This window comes from Streptomyces sp. CB01635, assembly GCF_002803065.1.
GTDB lineage: Bacteria > Actinomycetota > Actinomycetes > Streptomycetales > Streptomycetaceae > Streptomyces.
The window spans coordinates 560,841-585,204 of sequence record NZ_NNBL01000001.1; the positions used below are offsets into that span (position 1 = coordinate 560,841).

At 70.8% G+C, this 24,364-nt stretch carries 27 protein-coding genes; 20 read left to right on the forward strand and 7 right to left on the reverse strand.

The window, feature by feature from the left end; translation table 11 throughout:
- The first annotated feature begins 12 nt into the window (after positions 1-12).
- Complete coding sequence (locus CG723_RS02345; RefSeq protein ID WP_100591458.1) at positions 13-420, forward strand: ribonuclease domain-containing protein; 408 nt, start codon at positions 13-15, stop codon at positions 418-420.
- 22 nt (positions 421-442) lie between these two features.
- Here CG723_RS02345 and CG723_RS02350 read toward each other — a convergent pair whose 3' ends face one another.
- Positions 443-643, reverse strand: a complete 201-nt coding sequence (locus CG723_RS02350; protein WP_100591459.1) for a hypothetical protein — start codon at positions 641-643, stop codon at positions 443-445.
- A gap of 180 nt (positions 644-823) precedes the next feature.
- On the opposite strand from CG723_RS02350, the gene CG723_RS02355 reads away from it, so the two are divergent.
- The 5 genes from CG723_RS02355 to CG723_RS02375 all read left to right on the forward strand — a co-directional run bounded on the left by CG723_RS02355 (position 824) and on the right by CG723_RS02375 (position 5,946).
- Positions 824-2,089, forward strand: a complete 1,266-nt coding sequence (locus CG723_RS02355; RefSeq protein WP_100591460.1) for a sensor histidine kinase — start codon at positions 824-826, stop codon at positions 2,087-2,089.
- Between the two features lie 114 nt (positions 2,090-2,203).
- On the forward strand, positions 2,204-2,869 hold the full coding sequence (locus tag CG723_RS02360) for a response regulator transcription factor (RefSeq protein WP_267893680.1): 666 nt from the start codon (positions 2,204-2,206) through the stop codon (positions 2,867-2,869).
- Between the two features lie 83 nt (positions 2,870-2,952).
- Entirely contained in the window at positions 2,953-4,200 is a 1,248-nt protein-coding gene (locus CG723_RS02365) for an ROK family transcriptional regulator (protein WP_100591461.1), read from the forward strand.
- Between the two features lie 43 nt (positions 4,201-4,243).
- Positions 4,244-5,425: a cytochrome P450 family protein gene (locus tag CG723_RS02370; protein ID WP_100591462.1), complete on the forward strand. Its 1,182-nt coding sequence runs from the start codon at positions 4,244-4,246 to the stop codon at positions 5,423-5,425.
- Between the two features lie 74 nt (positions 5,426-5,499).
- Complete coding sequence (locus CG723_RS02375) at positions 5,500-5,946, forward strand: PaaI family thioesterase (protein ID WP_100591463.1); 447 nt, start codon at positions 5,500-5,502, stop codon at positions 5,944-5,946.
- Positions 5,947-5,988: 42 nt separating this feature from the next.
- On the opposite strand, the gene CG723_RS02380 is transcribed toward CG723_RS02375, so the two are convergent.
- The gene (locus CG723_RS02380; RefSeq protein ID WP_100591464.1) at positions 5,989-6,993 is read right to left on the reverse strand and encodes a Gfo/Idh/MocA family protein; all 1,005 of its coding nucleotides are present in this window, start codon (positions 6,991-6,993) and stop codon (positions 5,989-5,991) included.
- A 127-nt stretch (positions 6,994-7,120) separates the two neighbouring features.
- Here CG723_RS02380 and CG723_RS02385 point away from each other — a divergent pair, with 127 nt between their 5' ends.
- The 8 genes from CG723_RS02385 (at position 7,121) to CG723_RS46025 (ending at position 14,384) form a co-directional block, all read left to right on the forward strand.
- Positions 7,121-7,858: a GntR family transcriptional regulator gene (locus tag CG723_RS02385; RefSeq protein ID WP_100591465.1), complete on the forward strand. Its 738-nt coding sequence runs from the start codon at positions 7,121-7,123 to the stop codon at positions 7,856-7,858.
- A 92-nt stretch (positions 7,859-7,950) separates the two neighbouring features.
- Entirely contained in the window at positions 7,951-8,940 is a 990-nt protein-coding gene (locus tag CG723_RS02390) for a sugar ABC transporter substrate-binding protein (RefSeq protein ID WP_100591466.1), read from the forward strand.
- A 209-nt stretch (positions 8,941-9,149) separates the two neighbouring features.
- Positions 9,150-10,154: a sugar ABC transporter substrate-binding protein gene (locus CG723_RS02395; RefSeq protein ID WP_100591467.1), complete on the forward strand. Its 1,005-nt coding sequence runs from the start codon at positions 9,150-9,152 to the stop codon at positions 10,152-10,154.
- On the forward strand, positions 10,151-11,200 hold the full coding sequence (locus tag CG723_RS02400) for an ABC transporter permease (RefSeq protein WP_100591468.1): 1,050 nt from the start codon (positions 10,151-10,153) through the stop codon (positions 11,198-11,200). Before CG723_RS02395 ends, CG723_RS02400 begins: the two co-directional genes overlap by 4 nt.
- Positions 11,197-11,997, forward strand: a complete 801-nt coding sequence (locus tag CG723_RS02405; protein ID WP_100591469.1) for an ATP-binding cassette domain-containing protein — start codon at positions 11,197-11,199, stop codon at positions 11,995-11,997. The genes CG723_RS02400 and CG723_RS02405 overlap by 4 nt, the downstream gene beginning before the upstream one ends.
- A gap of 191 nt (positions 11,998-12,188) precedes the next feature.
- Positions 12,189-13,373: an ROK family glucokinase gene (locus CG723_RS02410; RefSeq protein WP_234374096.1), complete on the forward strand. Its 1,185-nt coding sequence runs from the start codon at positions 12,189-12,191 to the stop codon at positions 13,371-13,373.
- A complete protein-coding gene (locus tag CG723_RS02415) occupies positions 13,373-13,951 on the forward strand; it encodes a sugar kinase (RefSeq protein WP_100591470.1) in 579 nt (192 codons plus the stop codon). Before CG723_RS02410 ends, CG723_RS02415 begins: the two co-directional genes overlap by 1 nt.
- A 268-nt stretch (positions 13,952-14,219) precedes the next feature.
- Positions 14,220-14,384, forward strand: a complete 165-nt coding sequence (locus CG723_RS46025) for a hypothetical protein (protein ID WP_159032370.1) — start codon at positions 14,220-14,222, stop codon at positions 14,382-14,384.
- A 97-nt stretch (positions 14,385-14,481) separates the two neighbouring features.
- Here CG723_RS46025 and CG723_RS02420 read toward each other — a convergent pair whose 3' ends face one another.
- From CG723_RS02420 to CG723_RS02425, 3 genes are read right to left on the reverse strand one after another with little or no spacing between them, the layout of a single operon-like run.
- Entirely contained in the window at positions 14,482-14,739 is a 258-nt protein-coding gene (locus CG723_RS02420; RefSeq protein ID WP_159032371.1) for a hypothetical protein, read from the reverse strand.
- A gap of 29 nt (positions 14,740-14,768) precedes the next feature.
- Positions 14,769-15,110, reverse strand: coding sequence for a hypothetical protein (locus tag CG723_RS46030; protein WP_159032372.1), 342 nt, complete (start codon positions 15,108-15,110; stop codon positions 14,769-14,771).
- 52 nt (positions 15,111-15,162) lie between these two features.
- Complete coding sequence (locus tag CG723_RS02425) at positions 15,163-16,242, reverse strand: protein phosphatase 2C domain-containing protein (RefSeq protein ID WP_199841630.1); 1,080 nt, start codon at positions 16,240-16,242, stop codon at positions 15,163-15,165.
- 376 nt (positions 16,243-16,618) lie between these two features.
- Here CG723_RS02425 and pcaDC point away from each other — a divergent pair, with 376 nt between their 5' ends.
- Together pcaDC and CG723_RS02440 are read left to right on the forward strand one after the other, a co-directional pair.
- Positions 16,619-17,911 carry a bifunctional 3-oxoadipate enol-lactonase/4-carboxymuconolactone decarboxylase PcaDC gene (gene pcaDC / locus CG723_RS02435; RefSeq protein WP_100591796.1) on the forward strand — a complete coding sequence of 431 codons (1,293 nt, stop codon included), beginning with the start codon at positions 16,619-16,621 and terminating at the stop codon, positions 17,909-17,911.
- A gap of 54 nt (positions 17,912-17,965) precedes the next feature.
- Positions 17,966-18,601 (forward strand): MBL fold metallo-hydrolase, encoded by a 636-nt coding sequence (locus CG723_RS02440; RefSeq protein ID WP_100591474.1) that lies wholly within the window; start codon positions 17,966-17,968, stop codon positions 18,599-18,601.
- Between the two features lie 26 nt (positions 18,602-18,627).
- Here CG723_RS02440 and CG723_RS02445 read toward each other — a convergent pair whose 3' ends face one another.
- Complete coding sequence (locus tag CG723_RS02445; protein ID WP_100591475.1) at positions 18,628-19,200, reverse strand: isochorismatase family protein; 573 nt, start codon at positions 19,198-19,200, stop codon at positions 18,628-18,630.
- A gap of 173 nt (positions 19,201-19,373) precedes the next feature.
- Between CG723_RS02445 and CG723_RS02450 the strand changes: the two genes are divergently transcribed.
- A complete protein-coding gene (locus CG723_RS02450; protein ID WP_100591476.1) occupies positions 19,374-20,153 on the forward strand; it encodes an exodeoxyribonuclease III in 780 nt (259 codons plus the stop codon).
- 35 nt (positions 20,154-20,188) lie between these two features.
- Here the strand turns inward: CG723_RS02450 and CG723_RS02455 are convergent, their stop codons facing one another.
- On the reverse strand, positions 20,189-22,006 hold the full coding sequence (locus CG723_RS02455; RefSeq protein WP_100591477.1) for an SGNH/GDSL hydrolase family protein: 1,818 nt from the start codon (positions 22,004-22,006) through the stop codon (positions 20,189-20,191).
- Between the two features lie 122 nt (positions 22,007-22,128).
- Here CG723_RS02455 and CG723_RS02460 point away from each other — a divergent pair, with 122 nt between their 5' ends.
- The 3 genes from CG723_RS02460 (at position 22,129) to CG723_RS02470 (ending at position 24,355) form a co-directional block, all read left to right on the forward strand.
- A complete protein-coding gene (locus CG723_RS02460; protein ID WP_100591478.1) occupies positions 22,129-22,569 on the forward strand; it encodes a DUF6278 family protein in 441 nt (146 codons plus the stop codon).
- 107 nt (positions 22,570-22,676) lie between these two features.
- Positions 22,677-23,420, forward strand: a complete 744-nt coding sequence (locus CG723_RS02465) for an amino acid ABC transporter ATP-binding protein (protein WP_100591479.1) — start codon at positions 22,677-22,679, stop codon at positions 23,418-23,420.
- A 17-nt stretch (positions 23,421-23,437) separates the two neighbouring features.
- Positions 23,438-24,355, forward strand: a complete 918-nt coding sequence (locus CG723_RS02470) for a glutamate ABC transporter substrate-binding protein (protein ID WP_100591797.1) — start codon at positions 23,438-23,440, stop codon at positions 24,353-24,355.
- Positions 24,356-24,364: the final 9 nt, after the last annotated feature.

Sequence of the window (24,364 nt, forward strand, 5' to 3'; positions counted from 1 at the left end):
ACACTAGGGGCCATGCGAATCCCCCCACGAATCGCCAGCGTCACTGCCCTCGCCGCCGCCCTGCTCATCGGCGGCCCCGTCCTCGCCGGCTCGGCCACCGCGGCCCCGGCCCCCGTCACGTACTCCGTGACAGCCGTCGGCGACATCTGCTACTCGGCGCTGCCCTCCCAGGCCCACGACACGCTCGACCTCATCGAGCAGGGCGGCCCCTACCCGTACGACCAGGACGGCACCGTCTTCCAGAACCGGGAGGGAGTCCTGCCCTCGCAGTCCACCGGCTACTACCACGAGTACACGGTCATCACCCCCGGCTCCCCGACCCGCGGCGCCCGCCGCATCGTGACCGGTGAGCAGTCCCAGGAGGACTACTACACCGGCGATCACTACGCGACGTTCGACCTCGTCGACCACGGCTGCTGAACGCCCCCGGTGACCGGCGCCGTCAGCTCTTGAGGCTCTCCGACGCGGCGAACAGGGCGAACGCGAGCACGATCAGCGTGATGCTCCCGTACACCTCGTAGCCGTCGAGGAAGCCGAGATGCTGGATGACGCCCCAGCTCAGCCACCCGGTGAACTCGTGCAGCAGGCCGACCGCGCCCTGAATGAGCGCGATCGCGCCGATGAACTCCAGAACCTTCTTCATAGGTGACAACCTCGCCCCGCGGACCTCCCACGCACATCGGCCGCGGGGCGAGGCGCGTCCCGCCACAAGACGCGACTTACGGCGGGACGCGCCTACCGAAGTACCGGCCGCCGCGACTTTCGTCCACGGTCCGCTCCACGAGGCGGTCCCGGGCGCCACGGGTGCGTAGATTTGTCGACCATGGAGGTTCAGGAGCTGACAGGGACGACCCCACCGGGGGAGCGGTACCGGTGGCGGCGCAGGATGCTGCCCTCGGCCGTCGCCGACGAGCTCGACCTGGACCCCGACGGCCGCCCCGGCCGCAGGCGCCGCACCCTGCGTGACTGGGTCGTCGACTTCACCTGTTTCCTCGTCGCCGTGGGCATCGGCCTGCTCGGCGCCCACTCCGTCACGAACGACCCGAACACCTCCGACGGCCTCGCCGCCCTCGACCAGTGGCTCGGCGCGCTCGCCTGCGCCGCCGTGTGGCTGCGCAGGAGGTGGCCCCTGGGCCTGGCCATCGCGCTGGCGGCGGTCAGCATGGTGTCGAACAGCGCGGGCGGCGCCACCATGGTCGCCATCTTCACCCTCGCCGTGCACCGCCCCTTCAGGTACGTCGCCTGGGTCGCCGGCGCCTCGTGCGCGCTGATCCCGTTCTTCTTCTGGATCCGGCCGGACCCGGACTCGCCGTACGTCCTCTCCGTCACCTTCACGATCGTCCTCACCGTCACCGTCGTCGGCTGGGGCATGTTCGTACGCTCCCGGCGCCAGCTCCTGCTGTCGCTGCGCGACCGGGCGAGGCGCGCCGAGACCGAGGCCGGACTGCGGGCCGAGCAGGCGCAGCGCCTCGCCCGTGAGGCCATCGCCCGCGAGATGCACGACGTGCTCGCCCACCGGCTCACCCTGCTCAGCGTGCACGCGGGCGCCCTGGAGTTCCGGCCCGACGCACCCCGGCAGGAGGTCGCCCGGGCGGCCGGCGTCATCCGCGAGAGCGCCCACGAGGCGCTCCAGGACCTGCGCGAGATCATCGGCGTCCTGCGGGCCGACGACCACGGCGAGGAGTCGGGGCGGCCACAGCCGACGCTGGCCGGACTCGACGCCCTGGTCGCCGAGTCCCGCGAGGCGGGCATGAAGATCGTCCTCGACCACCAGGTCACCGCCCCGGACGCCGTCCCCGCGTCCGTCGGCCGCACCGCCTACCGCATCGTCCAGGAAGGCCTGACCAACGCCCGCAAGCACGCCCCCGGCGCCGAGGTCGAGGTCCTCGTGACCGGCGCTCCGGGAGACGGGGTCACCGTCTCGGTCCGCAACCCGCCGCCCCCGGGCGAGGTCCCGCACGTGCCCGGCTCGGGCCAGGGCCTGATCGGCCTCACGGAACGCGCCACCCTGGCCGGCGGCAGCCTCGGCCACGGCGCCGCCGACGACGGGGGCTTCGCGATCGAGGCCTGGCTGCCGTGGCCCGGGTGACCCTCGCCCGCGGCCGGCACACCTGGACCACGTGATCACCGGCTCGCTACGGTGGCCCCCGGGGACGGTGACGGCCGCGGTACGACGGCGGGAAGGCGGGACTGGGTGAATTCGGTGGAACCGATCAGGGTGCTCCTCGTCGACGACGACCCGCTGGTGCGCGCGGGCCTCTCCTTCATGCTCGGGGGCGCGCCCGACATCGAGATCGTCGGCCAGGCGGGCGACGGCTCGGAGGTCCCCGCCCTTGTCGCCGAGACCCGGCCCGACGTCGTCCTCATGGACATCCGCATGCCGGACGTGGACGGTCTCGCCGCGACCGAGGCGCTGCGGGCGCGGCCCGACGCACCCGAGGTCATCGTCCTCACCACGTTCCACGCCGACGAACAGGTACTGCGGGCGCTGCGCGCCGGGGCCTCGGGTTTCGTCCTCAAGGACACCGCGCCCGCCGAGATCGTCGAGGCGGTCCGCCGGGTCGCCTCCGGAGCGCCCGTCCTGTCGCCGACCGTGACCCGGCAGCTCATCACGCGGGCCACCGACCCCGACCCGCAGCAGGACCGCAGAGCACGCGCGCGTGAGCGTCTCGCCGAACTGGCCGACCGCGAAAGGGAGGTGGCCGTCTCTGTGGGCCGCGGCGCGTCCAACGCGGAGATCGCCGCCGAGCTCTACATGAGCGTCGCGACCGTCAAGGCGCACGTCTCCCGCATCCTCGCGAAGCTCGGCCTGAACAACCGCGTCCAGATCGCCCTCCTGACCCACGACGCGGGACTCCTCGACGACTGACCCCAGCGGCACGGGTAAATTCACAGCGTGATCCGGGCGCGGGCGAACGGCGCTCAGGGTCCGCCGCACGGGGGAGGATGACGATGGCCGGACCACGCCGGCGCACGGTGCGTGACCTCAGACGCAACAACCGCGCCACGGTGCTGCGCAAGCTCTACTTCGACGGGCCGCTCAGCCGACAGGAGTTGGGCCCGCTCACCGCACTCAGCTCGGGGTCGATCAGCAATGTCGTCTCCGAGCTCGTCGCCGACGGCCTCCTGGAGGAAGCAGGATCGGTCGACTCCGACGGCGGCAGGCCGCGCACGCTCCTGCGCGTCGCCCCGCACTGCGGCCACCTCGCCGGCGTCGACATCGGCGAGACACGCGTACGCGTGGAGCTCTTCGACTTCACCCTGAACGAACTCGCGCGCGTGGACGCCCCGTTGCCCGACGGACACCATGACGCGCGGGACGTCGTACGGATCGTCGCGGCCGGCCTCGCGCAGGTGCTCGCCGAGGCGAAGGTCGCACCGGACGCCCTCATCGGCGTCGGCATCGGCGTGCCCGGCATCGTCGACGCCTCCGGCGCGGGCGGCGCCGTCGGAGCCGTCGTGCACGGCCAGGCCATCGGCTGGGACGCCGTCCCCCTCGAGGCAATGCTGCGAGACTGCGGTGAACTCCCGCCCGAACTGCCCCTGTTCGTCGACAACGGCGCCAAGACGCTCGGCCTCGCCGAGATGTGGTTCGGCGCGGGCCGCGGCGCCCGCAACGCCGTCGTCACCCTCATCGGCTCCGGCGTCGGCGCCTGCGTCATCGCCGACGGCGTCCCCTACCAGGGCTCGTCCGGCAGCGCGGGGGAGTGGGGCCACACCACGCTCCAGGTCGGCGGACGCCGTTGCCGGTGCGGGGCGCGCGGCTGCCTGGAGGCGTACGTGGGCGCCGAGGCGCTGCTCGAACGGTGGCGGGAGAGCGGCGGCCACCCGACCTCGGCCGACGAGGAGGGGGCGCTCGCCGAACTCCTCGCCGCCCCCGAAGCCGCTGAACTACTCGACGAGACAGCCGAGTTCCTCGGCGCGGGCATCGCCGACCTCGTCAATCTCTTCAACCCCGAGCGCATCGTCGTCGGCGGCTGGGCCGGGCTGCTCCTGGGCTCCCGGCTCCTCGAACCGGTCCGGCGGGCGGCCGCCGCGTACGCCCTGCGCCACCCGTACGCGCAGACCACCATCGAACTCGGGCGCCTCGGACCCGACGCGGTCACAGTCGGCGCGGCGACCCTGCCGCTCGCGCGTTTCCTGGCCGAGGGCGGCGCGTCGATCACGTCACGGGAACCGATTGTCAGTGGCGCGAGTTAGATTCAGCAGGGATTGACGCCTGACCGACGTGAGGGGCGGTGCCATGGGGGAACTGATCGATCTGGGCGAGTACGCGGGCTTCACGGCCGACCCGTATCCCGTTTACGAGGAGCTGCGCGCCCGGGGCCCGGTGCACCGGGTGCGGCTGCCGAAGCCCGCCGACGACGGAGAGGCGTGGCTGATCGTCGGGCACGAGGAGGCGCGCGCCGCGCTCACCGACCCGCGTCTGGTCAAGTCCCCCGCCAAGCTGGGCTTCTCCGGCCTCGACGAAGAGCTGATCGGCGCCCATCTGCTGATCACCGACCCGCCGCACCACACGCGGCTGCGCTCCCTCGTCACCCGCGCCTTCACCGCGCGCCGCGTCGAATCCCTGCGCCCGCGCATCCAGCGCATCACCGACGACCTCCTCGACGCGATGCTCCCGCACGGCCGCGCCGACCTCGTCGAGTCGTTCGCCTTCCCACTGCCGCTCACGGTCATCTGCGAGCTCCTCGGCGTGCCCGACATCGACCGCGCCGACTTCCGGCGCATGTCGAACGAGGTGGTGGCGCCGACCGACCGCGACGCCGAGTACGCGGTGTTCGCGGAACTCGCCGCGTACCTGCGTGACCTGATCGAGGACAAGCAGGCTTCGGCCCCCGCCGACGACCTGCTCAGCGCCCTGATCCGCACGACCGCGGAGGACGGCGACCGGCTCTCGCCCGACGAGCTGCGCGCCATGGCCTTCATCCTCCTCATCGCGGGCCACGAGACGACGGTGAACCTGATCGCGGGCGGCGTACGGGCCCTGCTGACCCACCCCGATCAACTCGCAGCGCTGCGCGCCGACATGACCCTGCTCGACGGCGCCGTCGAGGAGATGCTGCGTTACGAGGGCCCCGTGGAGAACGCGACGTACCGCTTCACGGTCGAGGACACCGAGATCGGCGGCACGGTCATCCCCGGCGGCTCCCCCGTCCTCGTGGGCCTCGCTGCCGCCGACCATGACGCGGACCGCTTCCCCGAGCCGGGCCGCTTCGACATCCGGCGCGACGCCCGGGGCCACATCGCCTTCGGGCACGGCCTTCACCACTGCCTCGGCGCACCCCTGGCCCGCCTCGAAGGCCAGATCGCCCTGCGCTCGCTCCTGGACCGCGCCCCCGCGCTCGCGCTCGACGGCCCGGCCGACGACTGGCTGCCCGGCATGCTGATAAGGGGTGTCCGCAGCCTGCCGGTCCGGTGGTGAGTGACATGACGCCACCGCCCGGCGCGACCGGGCGGCCGTACCCGACGGACCCGCCGAGCCGCCCGGAGACCTCCATGACCGCACCCCGCGACAGCGACAGCCCCCACGAACTCGACTTCGCCCTGGCCGTGAAGCTCCTGGACGCCCAGCCGTTCACCCGTCTCGTGGGCGCCCGGCTCACCGAGTTCGGCGACGGAGTGGCCACGATCGAGGTCGACATCAGACCCGAGCTGCACCAGCAGAACGGGTTCCTGCACGGCGGGGTGCTCTCCTACGCGGCCGACAACGCGCTGACGTTCGCGGGCGGCGCGGTCCTGGGCGCGGCGGTGCTCACCGGCGGCTTCTCCATCCAGTACGTCCGCCCCGCGACGGGCCGCACCCTGATCGCCCGCGCCCAGGTCATGCACCGCGGCCGACGCCAGGCCGTCGTCCGCTGTGACCTGTCGACGGCGGACGAGGAGGGCACGGAGAAACTGTGCGCCCTCGCCCAGGGCACGATCCTGTCGGTCACGCAGGACTGATCGGTCGCACAGGCTGAGCGGCGCGCGTACAAGGCCGGAGAATCAGCCCCCCGGAATCTCCTCCATCCGGACCAACCGCCGCTCCCGACGCGACAGTTCGCAGGCCTCCGCGATCCGCAGCGCGTGCAGTGCCTCGCGGCCGTCGCACGGGTTCTCGCGTTCGCCGCGCACCACGTCGACGAACGCGACGAGCTCCGCCTCGTACGCGGGGGCGAAGCGTTCCAGGAAGCCGGGCCAGGGCTTGGTCGCGGCCGAGGGGCCCTTGGGCTCGGTGGAGGCGAAGGGCGTGCGGTCGTCGAGGCCGACGACGACTGTGTCCCGCTCGCCGGAGAGTTCCATGCGTACGTCGTAGCCCGCGCCGTTGCAGCGCGTCGCCGTCGCCGTGACCAGCGCGCCGTCGTCCAGCGTGAGAACGGCGGCCGCCGTGTCGACATCCCCGGCCTCGCGGAACATCGCGGGCCCGGCGTCGGACCCGGTCGCGTACACCTCCGTCACCTCGCGGCCGGTCACCCAGCGCAGGATGTCGAAGTCATGGACCAGGCAGTCCCGGTAGAGCCCGCCGGAGAGCGGCAGATAGGCGGCCGGCGGCGGCGCCGGGTCGCTCGTCATGGCGCGTACGGTGTGCAGCCGGCCGAGGCGGCCCGAGCGCACCGCCTCGCGCGCCGCCGTGTACCCCGCGTCGAAGCGGCGCTGGAAGCCCAGCTGGAGCACGGTCCCGGCCCGCTCCACCTCGTCGAGCGCGGCCAGCGTGCCCGGCAGGTCGAGGGCGATGGGCTTCTCGCAGAACACCGGGAGCCCGGCCCGCGCCGCCCGCCCGATCAGGTCGCCGTGCGCGGACGTCGCCGCCGTGATGACCACCGCGTCCACGCCCCAGGAGAAGATCTCGTCCACCGTGGGCGCCGCGGTCGCGCCGATCCGGTCCGCGAGCGCGACGGCCCGCTCCGGGTCCGCGTCCGTGACGACGAGCGAGCCGACCTCGCGGTACCGCTCCAGAACAGCTGCGTGAAAGGTGCCGATACGGCCCGTCCCGATGAGTCCGATGCGCATGCAGTCAAGGTGCCGCCCGGGGAACCCGCTGTCAACGGTTTGTCCTGACAACCGAACTTCACGACTTCCCGTCAACATTCCTTGCGACTACGCTCGGCCCGTGGCCAAACCAGTAGTCGACCCGACCGTGTCGCTCCAGCTCAGCGTGGACCGCAGCAGTCCGGTCCCGCTCTATTTCCAGCTCTCCCAGCAGCTGGAGGCGGCGATCGAGCGCGGCTCCCTGACCCCCGGCAGCCTGCTCGGCAACGAGATCGAGCTCGCGGGCCGGCTCGGTCTGTCCCGGCCCACCGTGCGCCAGGCCATTCAGTCCCTCGTCGACAAGGGCCTCCTCGTCCGCCGCCGGGGCGTCGGCACCCAGGTCGTCCACAGCCAGGTCAAGCGTCCCCTGGAGCTCAGCAGCCTCTACGACGACCTGGAGGCGGCGGGCCAGAAGCCCGAGACGCGCGTTCTGGCCAACACCCTCGTGCCCGCGTCCGCCGAGGTCGCGGCCGCGCTCGGGGTGGCGGAGGGCGACGAGGTGCACCGGGTCGAGCGGCTGCGGCTGACCCACGGCGACCCGGTCGCGTACCTCTGCAACCACCTGCCCACCGGGCTGCTCCCGCTCGACACGGAGCGGCTGGAGGCGACCGGGCTCTACCGGCTGATGCGCGCCGCGGGGATAACCCTGCACAGCGCCCGCCAGTCCGTCGGCGCCCGCGCCGCCACGGCCGGGGAGGGCGAGCGGCTCGCCGAGCCCGCGGGCGCCCCGCTCCTGACAATGCAGCGCACCACGTTCGACGACACCGGCCGACCCGTCGAGTTCGGGTCGCACACATACCGGGCGTCCCGCTACTCCTTCGAGTTCCAGCTCCTCGTACGGCCGTAAGAATGTTATGACAAAGTCATTGACGGTGCCGGGTACCCACCGCTAGAACTCCTCCAGCCGCACACGGGCGGCGAGGAGAGAGGTGGCACACCATGCGCACAGCCCGCACGGCAGCAACCCTCATTGCGGTCGTCGCACTCGCGGCCGGATGCAGCAGCTCCGGAGGCAAGACCTCCGAGGACAAGGCCGACGACTCAGGAGGCGGCAAGTCGGCCGGCACGCCCCGCCTGAAGATCGCGATGGTCACGCACTCCGGTGAGGGCGACACCTTCTGGGACATCGTCCAGAGCGGCGCCAAGCAGGCCGCCGCCAAGGACAACGTCCAGTTCCTCTACTCGAACGACAAAGAGGCCAAGGGCCAGGCCGAGCTGGTCCAGTCGGCGATCGACAAGAAGGTCGACGGGATCGTCGTCACCCTGGCCAAGCCCGAGGCCATGAAGGCCGTGCTCGCCAAGGCGAGGGACGCCGGGATCCCGGTCGTCACGATCAACTCCGGCGGCGAGTTCTCGCAGCGGTTCGGCGCGCTCACCCACATCGGGCAGGACGAGTCCGTGGCCGGCGAGGCCGTCGGCAGCGAACTCAACGCGCGGGGCAGGAAGAAGGCGCTCTGCGTCATCCACGAACAGGGCAACGTCTCCCTGGAGCAGCGCTGCGCCGGCGTCAAGAAGACCTTCAAGGGCACCGTCGAGAACCTCAACGTCGAGGGCACCAACGCCCCCGCGTCCCAGTCGTCCATCGAGGCCAAGCTCCAGGCGGCCAAGGACATCGACGCGGTCGTCGCGCTCGGCGCCCCCACCGCTGCCGTCGCCGTCAAGGCCAAGCAGGACGCGGGCAGCGAGGCGGAGGTGGACACCTTCGACCTGAACGCGGCCGTGGTGAAAAGCCTCAAGGCCAAGGACGTGGGCTTCGCGGTCGACCAGCAGCCCTACCTGCAGGGCTATCTCGCCGTCGACGAACTGTGGCTCTACCGCACCAACGCCAACGTCATCGGCGGCGGAAAGCCGGTCCTGACAGGCCCCGCGATCGTGACCGAGAAGGACGTGCCGAAGCTCGAGAAGTACACCGCGCGCGGTACCCGGTGAACGGATGCATGATCCCGGTGCCTGCTGTGTCCGCCCGGGGGACAGCCCCCGGCCCCCCGGCCGGAAGCCCGGCGCGTCCCCCGGGACCTGCACGGCGGCGGAGAGATGCGGTCGGGGATACTGAGGCGTCCGGGGCGGAAGAAGTGCCCCCCGGGGCCGGTCCGCCGGCCCCGGTGTATCAGGTAGCACAGCAAGAAGGGCACGGCCTCGTGGCACGGTTTCGGAGCTGGGTGAGCATCGCCCTCGCAGGGGCAGTCGGTCTCACCCTCGCGGGGTGCAGCAGCACCGGCGGCAAGCGGGCGGAGGACGCCAGGAAGGCGGCCTCGGCCCAGGGCAAGGCCGCGGTGAACACCCCGCGCTGGACTGTCGCGATGGTGACCCATTCAGGCGACGGCGACACCTTCTGGGACATCGTCCAGAGCGGTGCGAAGCAGGCCGCGATCAAGGACAACATCAACTTCCTGTACTCGCACAGCGACGAGGCGCAGCAGCAGGCCCAGCTCGTCGACGCGGCCGTGGACAAGAAGGTCGACGGCCTGATCGTCACGCTCGCGAAGCCCGACGCCATGAAGGCCGCCGTCGCCCGCGCCGAGAAGGCCGGCATCCCCGTGATCACCGTGAACTCCGGCTCCGAGGAGTCCAAGAAGTTCGGCGCGCTCACGCACATCGGGCAGGACGAGACGATCGCGGGCCGGGCCGTCGGCGAGGAGCTGAACAAGCGCGGCCGCAAGAAGGCCCTGTGCATCCTGCACGAGCAGGGCAACGTCGGCCACGAGCAGCGCTGCGCCGGCGCCAAGGAGACCTTCAAGGGCCAGATGCAGAACCTGTACGTCGAGGGCACCAACATGCCCGACGTCCAGTCCTCCATCGGCGCCAAGCTCCAGGCCGACAAGTCCATCGACTCCGTCGTCACGCTCGGCGCGCCCTTCGCCGCCACCGCCGTGAAGGCCAAGCAGGACGCGGGCAGCAAGGCCGAGATCGACACCTTCGACCTCAACGAGAAGGTCGCCGGCGGCCTGAAGGACGGCACCCTCGGCTTCGCCGTCGACCAGCAGCCCTACCTGCAGGGGTACGAGGCCGTGGACCTGCTGTGGCTCTACCGCTACAACGCGGACGTCCTCGGGGGCGGCAAGCCGGTCCTCACCGGACCGCAGATCATCACCAAGGACCAGGCGGCCAAGCTCGAGGAGTACACGAACCGGGGGACACGATGAGCGCCGCCGCACCAGGAACCCCGCCGCTGACGGACGAGCGGCTCCTGAAGACGTCACCGCTGCGCAAGCTCATGGGCCGGCCCGAACTCGGCTCGGTCGTCGGCGCCATCGCCGTCTTCCTCTTCTTCGCGATCTTCGCGGACAGCTTCCTGCGGGCCTCCAGCCTCGCCACGGTCCTGTACGCGTCGTCGACGATCGGCATCATGGCCGTACCCGTGGCCCTGCTGATGATCGGCGGCGAGTTCGACCTCTCCGCCGGTGTCATGGTCACCACGTCCGCGCTGATCTCGTCGATGTTCAGCTACCAGATGACGGCCAACGTCTGGGTCGGTGTGGGCGTCTCGCTCCTGTTCACGCTCGCCATCGGCGTGTTCAACGGCGTCATGCTGACCCGCACGGACCCACCGAGCTTCATCATCACGCTCGGCACGTTCCTGATGCTGACCGGCATGAACCTCGGCTTCACCAAGCTGATCAGCGGCACCGTCTCCACCAAGTCGATCTCCGACATGGAGGGCTTCTCCTCCGCGAAGGACGTCTTCGCCTCCACGCTCACCGTCGGCGGCGTCGACTTCAAGATCACCATCCTGTGGTGGCTCGCCCTGATCGTCGTCGCCACCTGGATCCTGCTGCGCACCCGCGTCGGCAACTGGATCTACGCGGTCGGCGGCGGCGAGGACGCGGCCCGCGCCGTCGGTGTCCCGGTCAACAAGACCAAGATCGGCCTCTACATGGGTGTCGCCTTCGGCGCCTGGATCTCGGGACAGCACCTGCTGTTCTCGTTCGAGGTCGTGCAGTCCGGCGAGGGCGTCGGCAACGAGCTGATCTACATCATCGCGGCCGTCATCGGCGGCTGTCTGATCACCGGCGGCTACGGCTCCGCGGTCGGCGCGGCCATCGGCGCCCTGATCTTCGGCATGACGAGCAAGGGCATCGTGTTCGCCGAGTGGAACCCGGACTGGTTCAAGTTCTTCCTCGGGGCGATGCTGCTCCTCGCGACCCTGCTCAACGCGTGGGTCCGCAAGCGCGCGGAGGCGACGAAATGACCGAGACCGCAGAGCGTACGGCGCTCGTCGAGCTCGATGGCGTCAGTAAGTACTACGGCAACATCCGGGCCCTGGAAGACGTCTCCCTCGTCGTGCACGCGGGCGAGATCTCCTGTGTCCTCGGCGACAACGGCGCGGGCAAGTCGACCCTCATCAAGATCATCGCGGGTCTGCACAGGCACGACTCCGGCTCCTTCAGCATCGAGGGCGAGGAGACCCGGCTCGCCAATCCGCGCGAGTCCCTCGACCGCGGTATCGCCACGGTCTACCAGGACCTCGCCGTCGTCCCGCTGATGCCGGTCTGGCGGAACTTCTTCCTCGGCTCCGAGCCGACGAAGGGCTCCGGGCCCTTCAAGCGGCTGGACGTCGACCTGATGCGCAGGACGACCCACGCGGAGCTGCTCCGCATGGGCATCGACCTGCGCGACGTCGACCAGCCCATCGGCACCCTCTCGGGCGGTGAACGCCAGTGCGTGGCGATCGCCCGCGCCGTCTACTTCGGCGCCAAGGTCCTCGTACTCGACGAGCCGACCGCCGCCCTCGGCGTCAAGCAGTCCGGCGTCGTCCTGAAGTACGTCGCCGCCGCGCGGGACGCGGGCCTCGGCGTGGTCTTGATCACGCACAACCCGCATCACGCGTACCTCGTAGGCAACCGCTTCGTCCTCCTGAAGAGGGGCGCGATGTTCGGCAGCTACGCCCGCGACGAGATCACCCTCGACGAACTGACCCGCCAAATGGCAGGCGGCAGCGAGCTGGACGACTTGCGCCACGAGCTGGAGGGCCGGGAGGCTCCGTAGGACAGGGCGCTCCGTAGGCCGGGCGCCCGTAGGGGCGCGGGGCTGTGACACTTCGCGGCTCCGCCGCGGGGCGCGACCGGCCAAAAACAACCCGCGGCCGGAAACGGACCCGCGGTAGCGCCACGCCCACCAAGAGTGACCGGCACCGCTCGGATACGCCCCCGCGGCAGCGAAATGGCACAATCGGCGCGATGAGCACCTACCGCGACCTCGCCCACCGCGGCTCCGCACGAGCCACCGTCCTGCGGACCGTCGGCACGCGTGAGCGCCGTTCCCACCTGACGGCGCCGCGCGTCCCGACCGTCGGTATCGACATCGGCGGTACGAAGGTGATGGCGGGCGTCGTCGACGCCGACGGCAACATCCTGGAGACCCTGCGCACGGAGACTCCGGACAAGTCCAAGAGCCCCAAGGTCGTCGAGGACACGATCACGGAGCTGGTGCTCGACCTCTCCGACCGGCACGACGTGCACGCCGTCGGCATCGGCGCGGCCGGCTGGGTCGACGCGGACCGCAACCGCATCCTGTTCGCGCCCCACCTGTCGTGGCGTAACGAGCCCCTCCGGGACCGGATCTCCAGCCGCCTCTCCGTCCCCGTACTCGTCGACAACGACGCGAACACGGCCGCCTGGGCCGAGTGGCGCTTCGGGGCGGGCCGTGGCGAGGACCACTTGGTCATGATCACGCTGGGCACCGGCATCGGTGGCGCGATCCTGGAGGACGGCCAGGTCAAGCGAGGCAAGTTCGGAGTCGCCGGTGAGTTCGGCCACATGCAGGTCGTCCCCGGCGGTCACCGCTGCCCGTGCGGCAACCGCGGCTGCTGGGAGCAGTACAGCTCCGGCAACGCCCTCGTGCGCGAGGCCCGCGAGCTCGCCGCCGCGGACTCCCCGGTCGCGTACGGGCTCATCGAGCGCGTCAAGGGCAACGTCTCCGACATCACAGGCCCGCTCATCACCGAGCTCGCCCGTGAGGGCGACGCCATGTGCATCGAGCTGCTCCAGGACATCGGCCAGTGGCTCGGCGTCGGCATCGCGAACCTCGCGGCCGCCCTCGACCCGTCCTGCTTCGTCATCGGCGGCGGCGTCTCCGCGGCCGACGACCTGCTGATCGGCCCGGCCCGCGACGCCTTCAGGCGCCAGCTCACCGGCCGCGGCTACCGCCCCGAGGCTCGCATCGCCCGCGCCCAGCTCGGCCCCGAGGCCGGTATGGTCGGCGCCGCGGACCTCGCACGGCTCGTCGCCCGCCGCTTCCGCCGCGCCAAGCGCAGGCGCGTGGAACGGTACGAGCGCTACGAGCGTTACCACCAGGGCAAGGGCTTCGGCCTCGGCCCGCAAAGCCCGGCGAGCGCCGCCGGCGAGACCCAGGGACCCAAGTAATGACCGTGCCACGCCAGCCCTCGTCCCCCGACGAAGGGCAGCGCCCCCCTGGAAACCGCCGGAGGGTCATCCGCCGCCGCGCGCTGACGCTGCTCACGATCGTGCTGCTCATCGGCGTGCCTGCAGGCTATCTGGTGATCTCCGCGAACCAGAGCCGGAACAGCGGCAAGGACAAGGAAGCCAAGTACTCCGCGACAGGCCTCACCATCGGCTGGCCGTCCAAGGTCCAGCGCCGGCTGTACCAGGTACCGATACCGGTCTCCTCCGCCAAGGGCGTCGCGTACTACGAGACGAACAACCTCAGGACGAGTCGCCTCTACGTCCGCTTCCGCACCACGGACTCGGGCCTCGACAAGTTCCTGAAGACCATCGGGACCAGCTCGTCCAAGCTGCAGAAGGACGAGGTCCCCATCAGCCCGCGCAACCAGAAGGTCGTCGGCTGGGCCTTCGACGGCCCCGGCCCGTACCGGGGCCTCACCCACAAGCAGAAGAATCCCGAGCCGACCCTGGACATCGTGGTGAACCGGGAGAACCCGGCGAAGCCCTTCGTGTACGTGGTGTCGACGACGACGCCGTAGCGCCGGCCGCGAACACGGCGAGCTGCGCACCTTCGCCGCCACCAGCAGGCTGTGCCGCCTGCCCCGCGATGGCGCCCTCCTTCAGGGGGGCAAAAACGTACCCGGCACCAGGCACAGCAAACGCGCAGACAGCCGGGTCCGGAGAACCCCACAGGGGGCGGTCCCAGGACTTCGGCGGGTCCGCCAGGCAACCGTGAACTGTCTCCTCAATGTCCGTCAACTCTGGCTCCTGCCACGTGAGTTACCCCGTGTTTGCGGCCGGTCGTCGATGTCCAACAACGTCAACACCCAGGCGATGAGCCGGATGGGCGGCAACGGGTTCCCCCGCAAGTGGCGCCTGCTGCACGACGACCCGTACGTCCTCAACCCGGGGAACGACCACTTCGAGGGCTGCGACCCCTCCAAGGACGTCGTCGTCTGCGAGATGAAGTAGCAGACAGAACCGGCCTCTTGAGGCCACCGGACAACTCGCTGACCCGGCAGCAACGGTGCTTCGTCACCCTCTCGCAGGGTGGCGGGGCATCGTCACGTCATCGGCTCCGGTGGACAGGTACCCATTCGGCTTCCACAGCGGACACCGCCTGCGGGTCCTGCCACACCAGGCTTCCCAGCGCCACGCCCGGCACGACCCTGTTGCGGCACGCGAGCGGTCCCGTACCCGATTCCAGCGCATCCGCGACCGCGTCCAGGTAAGTGCTGAAACTGGCGTACTCGTGGTGCAGGCAGCTGCTGTCACTGGAGGACCAGCGGCCGACACGGCCTGCGTCGGGGCCGCCCACCAGCACCATTTCTCCCGCGTAGTCGTCGTCGGCGCCTGTTACCGGCACCCACCTGGCGAAGCCGACAGTGCCGGTTTCGCTGTCGCTGCGCGGGGCGTGCACTCGGGCGCACTCGTCCAGCGGCAGGAAGGTACAGCCGACCAGGATTTCGCGGGATTCACCTCGCCTTCCTCATCACCATCCACCTCGAACGCCTCGGCACCGTCATGCAGCAGCCACAGCGCCGCCAGTTCTCCCGGCCAGCTGATCCCCATCCGGGCCTGCGCTGCCGCGAGTTGCTCCGGTGTGGCAGGTGGGCGCAGCGACGCGTAAGAGTTCGGTGCGCCGACCTTCAACCAGGATTCAACGCGGTCCCACGCCGCGATGATGTCGTTGCTCACTGCATCACGGTATCCACCTTCCGGCGCAACTCGACGTGCATGCTGCACGCTCCTACTGCTGGAGCTCCATGACGTCGGCGACCACGCAGCTGGCGTTGTCGGGACCGCCGGAGCCGTTGGCGAGGGCGACGAGTTCGCGGATCGCCTGCTCGGGCTCCCTGATCTCGGAGAGAACCCGGTGGATCTCTTCGGTCGGCACGACGGTCGACAGACCATCGGAGCAGAGCAGGTATCGATCTCCCTGCCGGGCGTCGTGGAGGCGCAGGTCGGGGGTGGCGTCGGCTCCTTGGCCCAGGGCTCGTACCAACAGCGAGCGCTGGGGGTGGGAGGCGGCTTCTTCCGGGGTGAGGCGGCCCTCGTCGACCATCGACTGCACCATGGTGTGGTCATGCGTGATCTGGAACAGCTCTCCGTCGCGCAGGAGGTGGACGCGGGAGTCGCCGATGTGGACGAGGGCCAGCTGTGAGCCGGTCCAGAGCATCGCGGTGAGTGTCGTGCCGGCCTCCTCGGGTGAAGACCCGGTGCGGGCGACGCCGTGCACGGCCTCTTTGGCCTGTTCGACGGCGTCTTCAAGGGCGTTGAGGAGATCGCCCGCCGGGACGCCGTCGGTTTCGAGGTACTTGAGTGCGTCAACGGCGGCCGCGCTCGCGGAGGCGCCCCGACTGCCGTAGCCGTCGGCGACGGCGAGCAGGCGGGACCCGGCGTAGGCGGTGTCCTGGTTGCTCTCGCGGACAAGGCCCGTGTCGGACAGTGCGGCGTAACGGATTCCCAGGGGCTTGGTGGTCGGGGACATGGCAGGGTCCTTCCAGGACAGGTGATTGATGAGGAAGGTGGCCAGGTCCCGCCGTGCGGCGGTGTCGGCCTCGACCTGGGCCCAGAACGCGCGGACCTCCTGGGCCGCCGGGCCCGCCTCCAGCGTGCAGACGTGCTGGATACGGGCCAGGGGCATCCCCAGACGTCGGAGCCAGGCGACCAGTCGAGCCTGGTCCAGTTGCTCCGGCGCGTAGAGGCGGTAGCCGGTCACCGGGTCGACGCGAGCGGGGGGCAGCAGGCCGAGCTCGTCGTAAAGACGCAGCGCCTTCGGTGACAGCCGCGACGCCTTCGCGAACGCCCCGATGCTCAGCAACCCCATGCCCACTCCTCACTCATGCCGAGCACATCGCCCGGCCCCACCGATGCTGTGGCCTCCCCCAAGGTGAAGGTCAACCAAGGTTCCGATCGGCTCCATCTGATGATCGTTCACCCGCCGGTGTCGTGGCCCGCGCCCGGTCGACCGCGGCCTGCAGCGGGTTCGGTCAGCACATCGTGGAAAAGGACACCAAGTCCCTTGCCGGCGAGCGGGATCCGCCCTTGCCGTGGTCCGGTCACACGAACGTGCCGGCCACCAAGCGGTGGTACGTCAAGCCGGACGTGGAGGATCTTCGCGAAGCCTCCACAACGTGGGATGGCCTGCACGGGGTGTCCACCCAGTCGTGTGAGAAATTGCGAGATGTGAGACCGTGCAGGGCGTGAGTGAGACACCGAAGAACACCCTGCAATACCGCTTTGACGGGCCAGAAGACGCCCCAGTCCTGATCTTGGGTCCCTCACTGGGTACCACCTGGCACATGTGGGACCGGCAGGTACCCGAGCTCGCCCGGCAGTGGCGGGTGTTCCGTTTCGACCTGCCCGGGCACGGCGGCGCCCCCGCCCACCCGGCCGGTTCCGTCGCCGACCTCGCCGCGCGGCTCCTGGCCACGCTCGACGAACTCGGCGTGCAGCGCTTCGGTTACGCGGGCTGCTCCCTGGGCGGCGCCATCGGCGCGGAGCTGGCGCTGCGCCACCCCCAGCGCGTGGCCTCCCTCGCGCTGATCGCGGCCTCGCCCCGCTTCGGCACCGCCGACGAGTTCCGCCAGCGCGGCGTGATCGTCCGCAGCAACGGCCTCGACCCCATCGCCCGCACGTCCCCGGAGCACTGGTTCACCAGCGGCTTCGCGGCCGCCCAGCCCGCGATCACCGACTGGGCCGTGCAGATGGTGCGCACCACCGACCCGGGCTGCTACATCGCCGCCTGCGAGGCGCTCGCGTCCTTCGACGTACGGGCCGAGCTCGGCTCCATCGGCGTCCCCACGCTCGTCCTCGTCGGCTCCGACGACCAGGTGACGGGCCCCGCCCAGGCGCGCACCCTCGTCGCCGGCATACCGGACGCGCGGCTCGCCGTCGTGCCCGCCGCCTCGCACCTCGCCCCGGTCGAGCAGCCCGCCGCCGTCACCGACCTCCTCGTACGGCACTTCTCCACGGCCTGGCAGCCCGCGTACGAGACCGGGCAGCACGCGATCCCCGCCGCCCCCGTCAAGCCCGTCCTCGCGCCGCCGCCCCCGCCGGTCGCCCCCGTGGCGGAGATCGGGCCGACGGAGGCCCAGCCCGAGGCGGAGGTCCGGCCCGACCGGCACGACATCGGTCTCAAGGTGCGCCGCGAGGTGCTCGGCGACGCGCACGTCGACCGGGCGCTGGCCTCGGCGGATGCCTTCTCCGGCGACTTCCAGGAATTCCTCACCCGCTACGCGTGGGGCGAGATCTGGAGCCGGCCCGGCCTCGACCGCCGCATGCGCAGCTGCGTCACGCTCACCGCGCTCGTCGCCGGCGGCCACCTCGAAGAGCTGGCCTTCCACACCCGCGCCGCCCTGCGCAACGGCCTCACCGCCGACGAGATCAAGGAAGTGCTGCTCCAGGCCGCCGTGTACTGCGGCGTGCCCGCGGTGAACTCGGCGTTCAAGGTGGCCCAGGCCGTGATCCGCGAGGAGACCACGCCGCAGGAGTAGACGACCGGGTGCCGGGACGGGCCGGACGCGGGCCGGGAGCGCAGGATGGTTCCCATGAAGCTCACGAAGAAGATCCATGCCTGCGTCCGCCTGGAGAAGGACGGGCGGACGCTCGTCATCGACCCGGGCGGCTTCTGCGAGGAGGACGCGGCTGTCGGCGCCGAGGCGATCCTCGTGACGCACGAGCACCCCGACCACTTCGACGAGACCCGGCTGCGGGTGGCCCTCGAAGCCGACCCGGCCACCGAGATCTGGACCCTGAAGTCCGTGGCCGACAAGATCTCGACGGCGTTCCCGGGCCGGGTGCACACGGTCGGGCACGGCGACACGTTCGAGGCGGCCGGTTTCGACATCCAGGTCCACGGCGAACTGCACGCCGTCATCCACCCGGACATCCCCCGCATCACGAACGTCGGCTATCTGATCGACCACGGCCGCGTCTTCCACCCCGGCGACGCGTTCACCGTCCCCGACCAGCCCGTCGAGACGCTCCTCGTGCCCGTGATGGCCCCCTGGAACAAGATCGCCGAGGTCATCGACTACCTTCGCGAGGTCGGCCCGCAGCGCGCGTACGACATCCATGACGCGCTGCTGACCGACCTGGCCTGGCCCATCTACGACGGGCAGATCGCGGCGCTCGGCGGGACGGACAACCTGCGGCTGACGCCGGAGGAGTGCGCGACGCTCTGAGCACCCTCGCGGGCTGTGAACTCCCCTTACCGGCCGAGGAGTTCGACGATCTCTTCGGTCGTGGCGAGCTCCGCGATCCGCGGGAAGATCTTGCCGAAGCTGTGCTCGTGGGACGCGGCGTCCGTGTCGGTCGTCGCGTCCTCGACCACCGTGAGGTGGTAGCTCAGCTCGAAGGCGGAGCGGGCGGTGGACTCGACGCCGATCGAGGACGAGATCCCCGCGAGCACGATCTGCGTCACTCCGCGGCGGCGCAGCTGGAGGTCCAGCTCCGTCCCGGTGAAGGCGCCCCAGTGCCGCTTGGTGATCACGATGTCGTCGCCGAGCGGGCCGAGCTCGTCCGGGAACTCGGAGAACGCGGCGGGCGGCGCCTGGGTGAGCCCGGGGGCGGCCGACCGGCTCACCGGCAGGTCGCCGCCGTCGGGGGACCAGGCGACGCGGACGCGCACGACGGGCAGGCCCTTGGCGCGGAAAGCGTCCGCGAGCGTGGCCCCGTTCTTCAGGACTCCGTCGGCGGGGTGGACGGTCGGCAGGCCGAGGATGCCGTTCTGGAGGTCGATGAGGACGAGGGCGGTGCGCTCGTCGAGGGTGGTGGCGGGCATGGGGGGTGCTCCTTGCGGATCCGGGGGGAGATGCTTCGACAGGCTAACTTTCAAACAGAGAAACTTGCAAGGTAGCCTGCCTATCGCGCCTGTCGCGTGCTGTCCATCGCGCCCCGCCGACGGCCGTCCCGGGTTCGGCGGGCGTTGTCGTACCCGCCCGGTAGGTTGTGGGCATGCGGATTGCTACCTGGAATGTGAACTCGATCGCCGCCCGGCTGCCCAGGCTCCTCGCCTGGCTGGAGAGCACCGGGACGGACGTGCTGTGCGTCCAGGAGACCAAGTGCACGGCCGAGCAGTTCCCCGCGGACGAGCTGCGCGAGCTGGGCTACGAGTCCGCGGTGAACGCGAACGGGCGGTGGAACGGCGTGGCGCTGATCTCCCGCGTCGGCCTGGAGGACGTCGTGACCGGCCTGCCCGGCGACCCCGGTTACGAAGGCGCCCACGAGCCCCGCGCGATCTCCGCCACGTGCGGCCCGGCGCGCGTCTGGTCGGTATACGTGCCGAACGGCCGCGAGGTGGACCACCCGCACTACGCGTACAAGCTCCAGTGGTTCGAGGCGCTCAAGGCGGCCGTCGCAGGCGACGCGGGGGGCTCCCGCCCGTTCGCCGTGATGGGCGACTACAACGTCGCGCCGACGGACGACGACGTCTGGGACATCTCCCTCTTCGACGGCGCCACGCACGTCACCCCGGCGGAGCGCGCCGCGCTCGCCGCGCTCCGTGAGACGGGCCTGTCCGACGTGGTCCCGCGGCCTCTGAAGTACGACCACCCCTTCACCTACTGGGACTACCGCCAGCTCGGCTTCCCCAAGAACCGAGGCATGCGCATCGACCTCGTCTACGGGAACGCGGCGTTCGCGGGGGCCGTGAAGGATTCGTACGTGGACCGCGAGGAGCGCAAGGGCAAGGGCGCCTCGGACCATGCCCCGGTGGTCGTGGACCTGGAGGTCTAAGGCCCTCTGCGATCCGCGGGGGCCGGGGCGGAGCTCTACGGCTTCAGCGCCCCCAGATCCACCGCCCGGGCCATCGCGTCGAGCCCCGCGTCCCCCGGATGCAGATGATCCCCGCTGTCGTACTCGGGCCGCATCCGCGCGGGATGCGCCGGATCGCGCACCGCGGCGTCGAAGTCGACCACCGCGTCGAAGTCGCCCCCGCTGTCCCGCACATACGCGTTGACGACCTCCCGCTCCCGGTCCGCCGTGGCTGTGCACAGGGTCTCGCCCTCGCACGGAGTGACCGTGGCCCCGACCACGCGCAGGCCCCGCGCGTGGGCGCGCGTCGCGATCTCCCGTAGCCCGGCGACGACTTGGGCCCCGCTGAAGCCGGCCCGTACGTCGTTGACGCCCTGGAAGACGACGACCGTGCGCGCCGACGTCTGGGACAGCACGTCACGGTCGAGGCGGTGCAGCGCGCTCACACCGCCCGTGTCCGTGGAGACGCCGTCCCCCGGATAGCGGTCGCCCGTCACCCGGTTCGCCGAGATCCCCTGGTTCAGGACTCCGTAGTGCGGCACCGCGTCCTGCTCGCGCAGCCGGGTGGCGAGCACGTCGGGCCAGCGGTGGTTCGCGTCCGGCGTCGACTTCACGCCGTCCGTGATGGAGTCGCCGAGCAGAACGACCGACCCGGGCCCGCCGCTGACGTCGACGCCGGTGAGCAGCGGCCAGTACGTGATCGTCGACGTGTACGAGGCCGCCGAGGCCTCCGCCGTGTGATCGCCCGGCAGGCTCACGTACGAGCGCTGGATCGCCTGGCTGTGCACCGGCGCCGTGGCGACCGCCTCCGGAAGATGGAAGCTGACCAGCAGATTCGCGCCGGCCGGCACATCGAAGCCCACCGGGTCGCTGAACGCCTGCGTCCCCGCGGGGATCTCCGTACCCGCGGAGCCCCGGAACGTCAGCGGCACCGGCTTACCCTTGGCCCCGGCGCCCGCGTCCTGCACGGCCACCGTCGCGCTCCCGACCCGCACCGGCGCCGACGCGAACGTGTTGTCGAGCCGGATCCGCACGCGCGGCCCGCCCGCGCTGGTGTGCACGACGAGCCGCACCGTGCGGTCCGCCCAGGGGCCGACGGCCGCGTATCCGGCGGTGGACGCCGACCAGGTGCCGGTCCACCCCGGCGCGGGCGAGCGCACCGACAGGGCGAAGACATGCAGATCGGGGGTGCCCGGGTCCCGGGGCAGGTCCACGGAGGCGATCTCGCGGCCCTTGATGACCGGCACCGTGACGACGTACAGCCGTGTCTGCTCGGCGAGTTGGCCGCCGGGCGTGTTGCGGTGGGGGAGCGCCACGGACTTGGTGGCGAGCGGGCCCGTGCGCCAGTCGGGCGCGGTGAGGCGGTACGCGGAGCGCGAGCCGTCCCGGTAACGCACGGTGCCGCTACCGGCCGCGTCGCCGCCCGTTCCGGCCACCAGGAAGGCGAGCGCGTCGCCCCGGCCGTGCACGCGGACGGGCTGGCCGTCGGCGCGCACGTTGTCGGGCCCGGTCGCCGCCGTGCGCGGCCAGGTGAGGCGGGCGCCCTCAACACCCAAGGCGCGGCCGGGAGTCCAGCCGGCCGCCGACAGGTCAGCGGCGGAGAGCGAGCTGCCCGAGCCGTCGAAGTCGGCCTCCCCGGCCCGGTCGTCGCCGCTGACCGCCCTGTTGTCGAAGAGCCGCTCCAGGGGGAGCGGCTCGGGTCTGTGCGGGGCGGCGTGCGCGACGGCGGTCGGGGCGAAGCCCGTAAAGAGCGCCAGTACAGCTGCCGTTCCCCAGACGCGTCGGCGCACGACCGACTCCCTCCACTGGTGGGTGAGACGTGACAGGTGAGCCATGAAGCTAAAGAGGAGACAGGTTCGCGTCAATGAGCCGCGTGCGAACGTGGCCCGAACTCTCCGTAATGGAGCTCAGCGCGCCCTGTGGTGCGACGGCCTGCGGGGATGTCAGGGTGAGCGGTATGAACATCCCTTTCTTGGACAACTGGCGCAGGAAGCACGGCTCCGCCTTCGGCGTGGCCGTCTTCACCGAGGGTGACGGCGGGGCCGAGGGGATCGCCGAACTTCTCTCCGAGTGCGAGCTGCTGCGCTCGCAGGCGCATGAGGCCGGGGTCGAACTGGACGACTCCGTCGCGTCGTTGGAGGCGCTCGACCAACTGGTGCCGCGCTGGCGCGAGGACGAGGAAGCGCTGCCGTGGCTCGGCAACGACGCGGGCCTGTACCTCGGTACGGTCCTCGTCCGCCAGGTGCCGGAGGCGACATGGGTGATCTGGCCCAACGGGCAGCCGGTGGTGCGGCTGCCCTCCGGCCGCGAGGTCGACGTCGTCGCCGCGGGCCACGAATGGGCGACCAGTGGGGCGCCCGAGCTGTCGCAGTTCTACGCCGAGGCTTCGGAGACGTAGAACCGCAAATACGGTTAATGGCCCTACGTGCGTGTCGCCGGTCAAGTCCCAAATTGACGTGGGTAGTTTGCGCGGACCGACACAGCTGAGAGTGGGCAGGTCTTGCCATGGCCGTCGATCCGTTGATCGAGCTGCGTGACGTCAACAAGTACTACGGGGAGCTGCATGTCCTCCAGGACATCAACCTCACCGTCGGCAAGGGGGAGGTGGTGGTGGTCATCGGCCCCTCTGGATCGGGAAAGTCGACGCTCTGCCGGACGATCAACAGGCTCGAGACGATCCAGTCGGGGAACATCCGACTCGACGGCCAACCGCTTCCGGAGGAGGGCAAGGCCCTCGCCCATCTGAGGGCCGAGGTGGGGATGGTCTTCCAGTCCTTCAACCTCTTCGCGCACAAGACGGTCCTGCAGAACGTCTCCCTCGCCCAGATGAAGGTCAGGGGCCGCAAGCGGGACGAGGCCGACAAGCGCTCCCAGGAACTCCTCGACCGGGTGGGGCTCGCCTCGCAGGCCACCAAATACCCCGCCCAGCTCTCCGGCGGCCAGCAGCAGCGCGTGGCCATCGCCCGCGCCCTCGCCATGGACCCCAAGGCCCTCCTCTTCGACGAGCCGACCTCGGCCCTCGACCCGGAGATGATCAACGAGGTCCTTGAGGTGATGCAGCAGCTCGCCCGCGACGGCATGACCATGGTCGTGGTCACCCACGAGATGGGCTTCGCCCGCTCCGCCGCCAACCGCGTCGTGTTCATGGCCGACGGCCGCATCGTCGAGGACCGCACCCCCGAGGACTTCTTCACCAACCCGCGCAGCGAGCGGGCCAAGGACTTCCTTTCCAAGATCCTCAAGCACTGACGGGGGTGGACCGATCCATGCTGCGCAAGACACGTGTGTTCCGCGCCGTCGCCGCCCTCGCCCTCACCGCCCTGGCCGCGGTGGCCTGCGGCAAGGAGGGCAGCCCGCCGGCCAAGGGCCCGTCGGACGCGCAACTGCCCAAGTACCAGGTGGCGAAAGGGTTCGAGCTGACCGACTCGAAGACGTGGCGCAAGGCGAAGAAGCGCGGGCACTTCGTCGTGGGGGCCAAGGAGGACCAGCCCTACCTCGGCGAGAAGGACCCGGCCACTGGCGTCTACTCCGGCTTCGACATCGAGATCGCCAAGATGATCTCCGCGTCCCTCGGCTTCGCCCCCTCGTCGGTCGCCTTCAGGACGATCGCCTCGGCCAACCGCGAGACCGCCCTGCAGAACGGCCAGATCGACTACTACGTGGGCACCTACACGATCAACGACAACCGCAAGAAGCTCGTCGGCTTCGGCGGCCCCTACTACATGGCCGGCCAGTCGCTCCTCGTCCGCACCGACGAGCACGACATCAACGGACCGCAGGACCTGGACGGCAAACGCGTCTGCTCCGCGGCCGGCTCGACCCCCTACCAGCGCATCCAGAAGGACTATCCGAAGGCGGTGCTCGTCGCGTACGACACGTACTCGGTCTGCGTCGACAACCTGCTCACCTACCAGGTCGACGCCGTCACCACCGACGACGCCATCCTGCTCGGCTTCGCGGCCAAGGCACCCGACGAACTCAAGCTGGTCGGCAAGCCGTTCTCCAAGGAGCCCTACGGCATCGGCGTACCGAGGAGCGACAACGCGCTGCGGTTCGCGATCGACACCGCGCTCCAGACCCGCGAGAACGACGGCGACTGGAAGAAGGCGTACGACGCGACGCTCGGCCTCTCCGGAGTGCCCGCGCCGAAGCCGCCCCCCATCGACCGCTACCCGGCGAACTGAGGAGGCCTC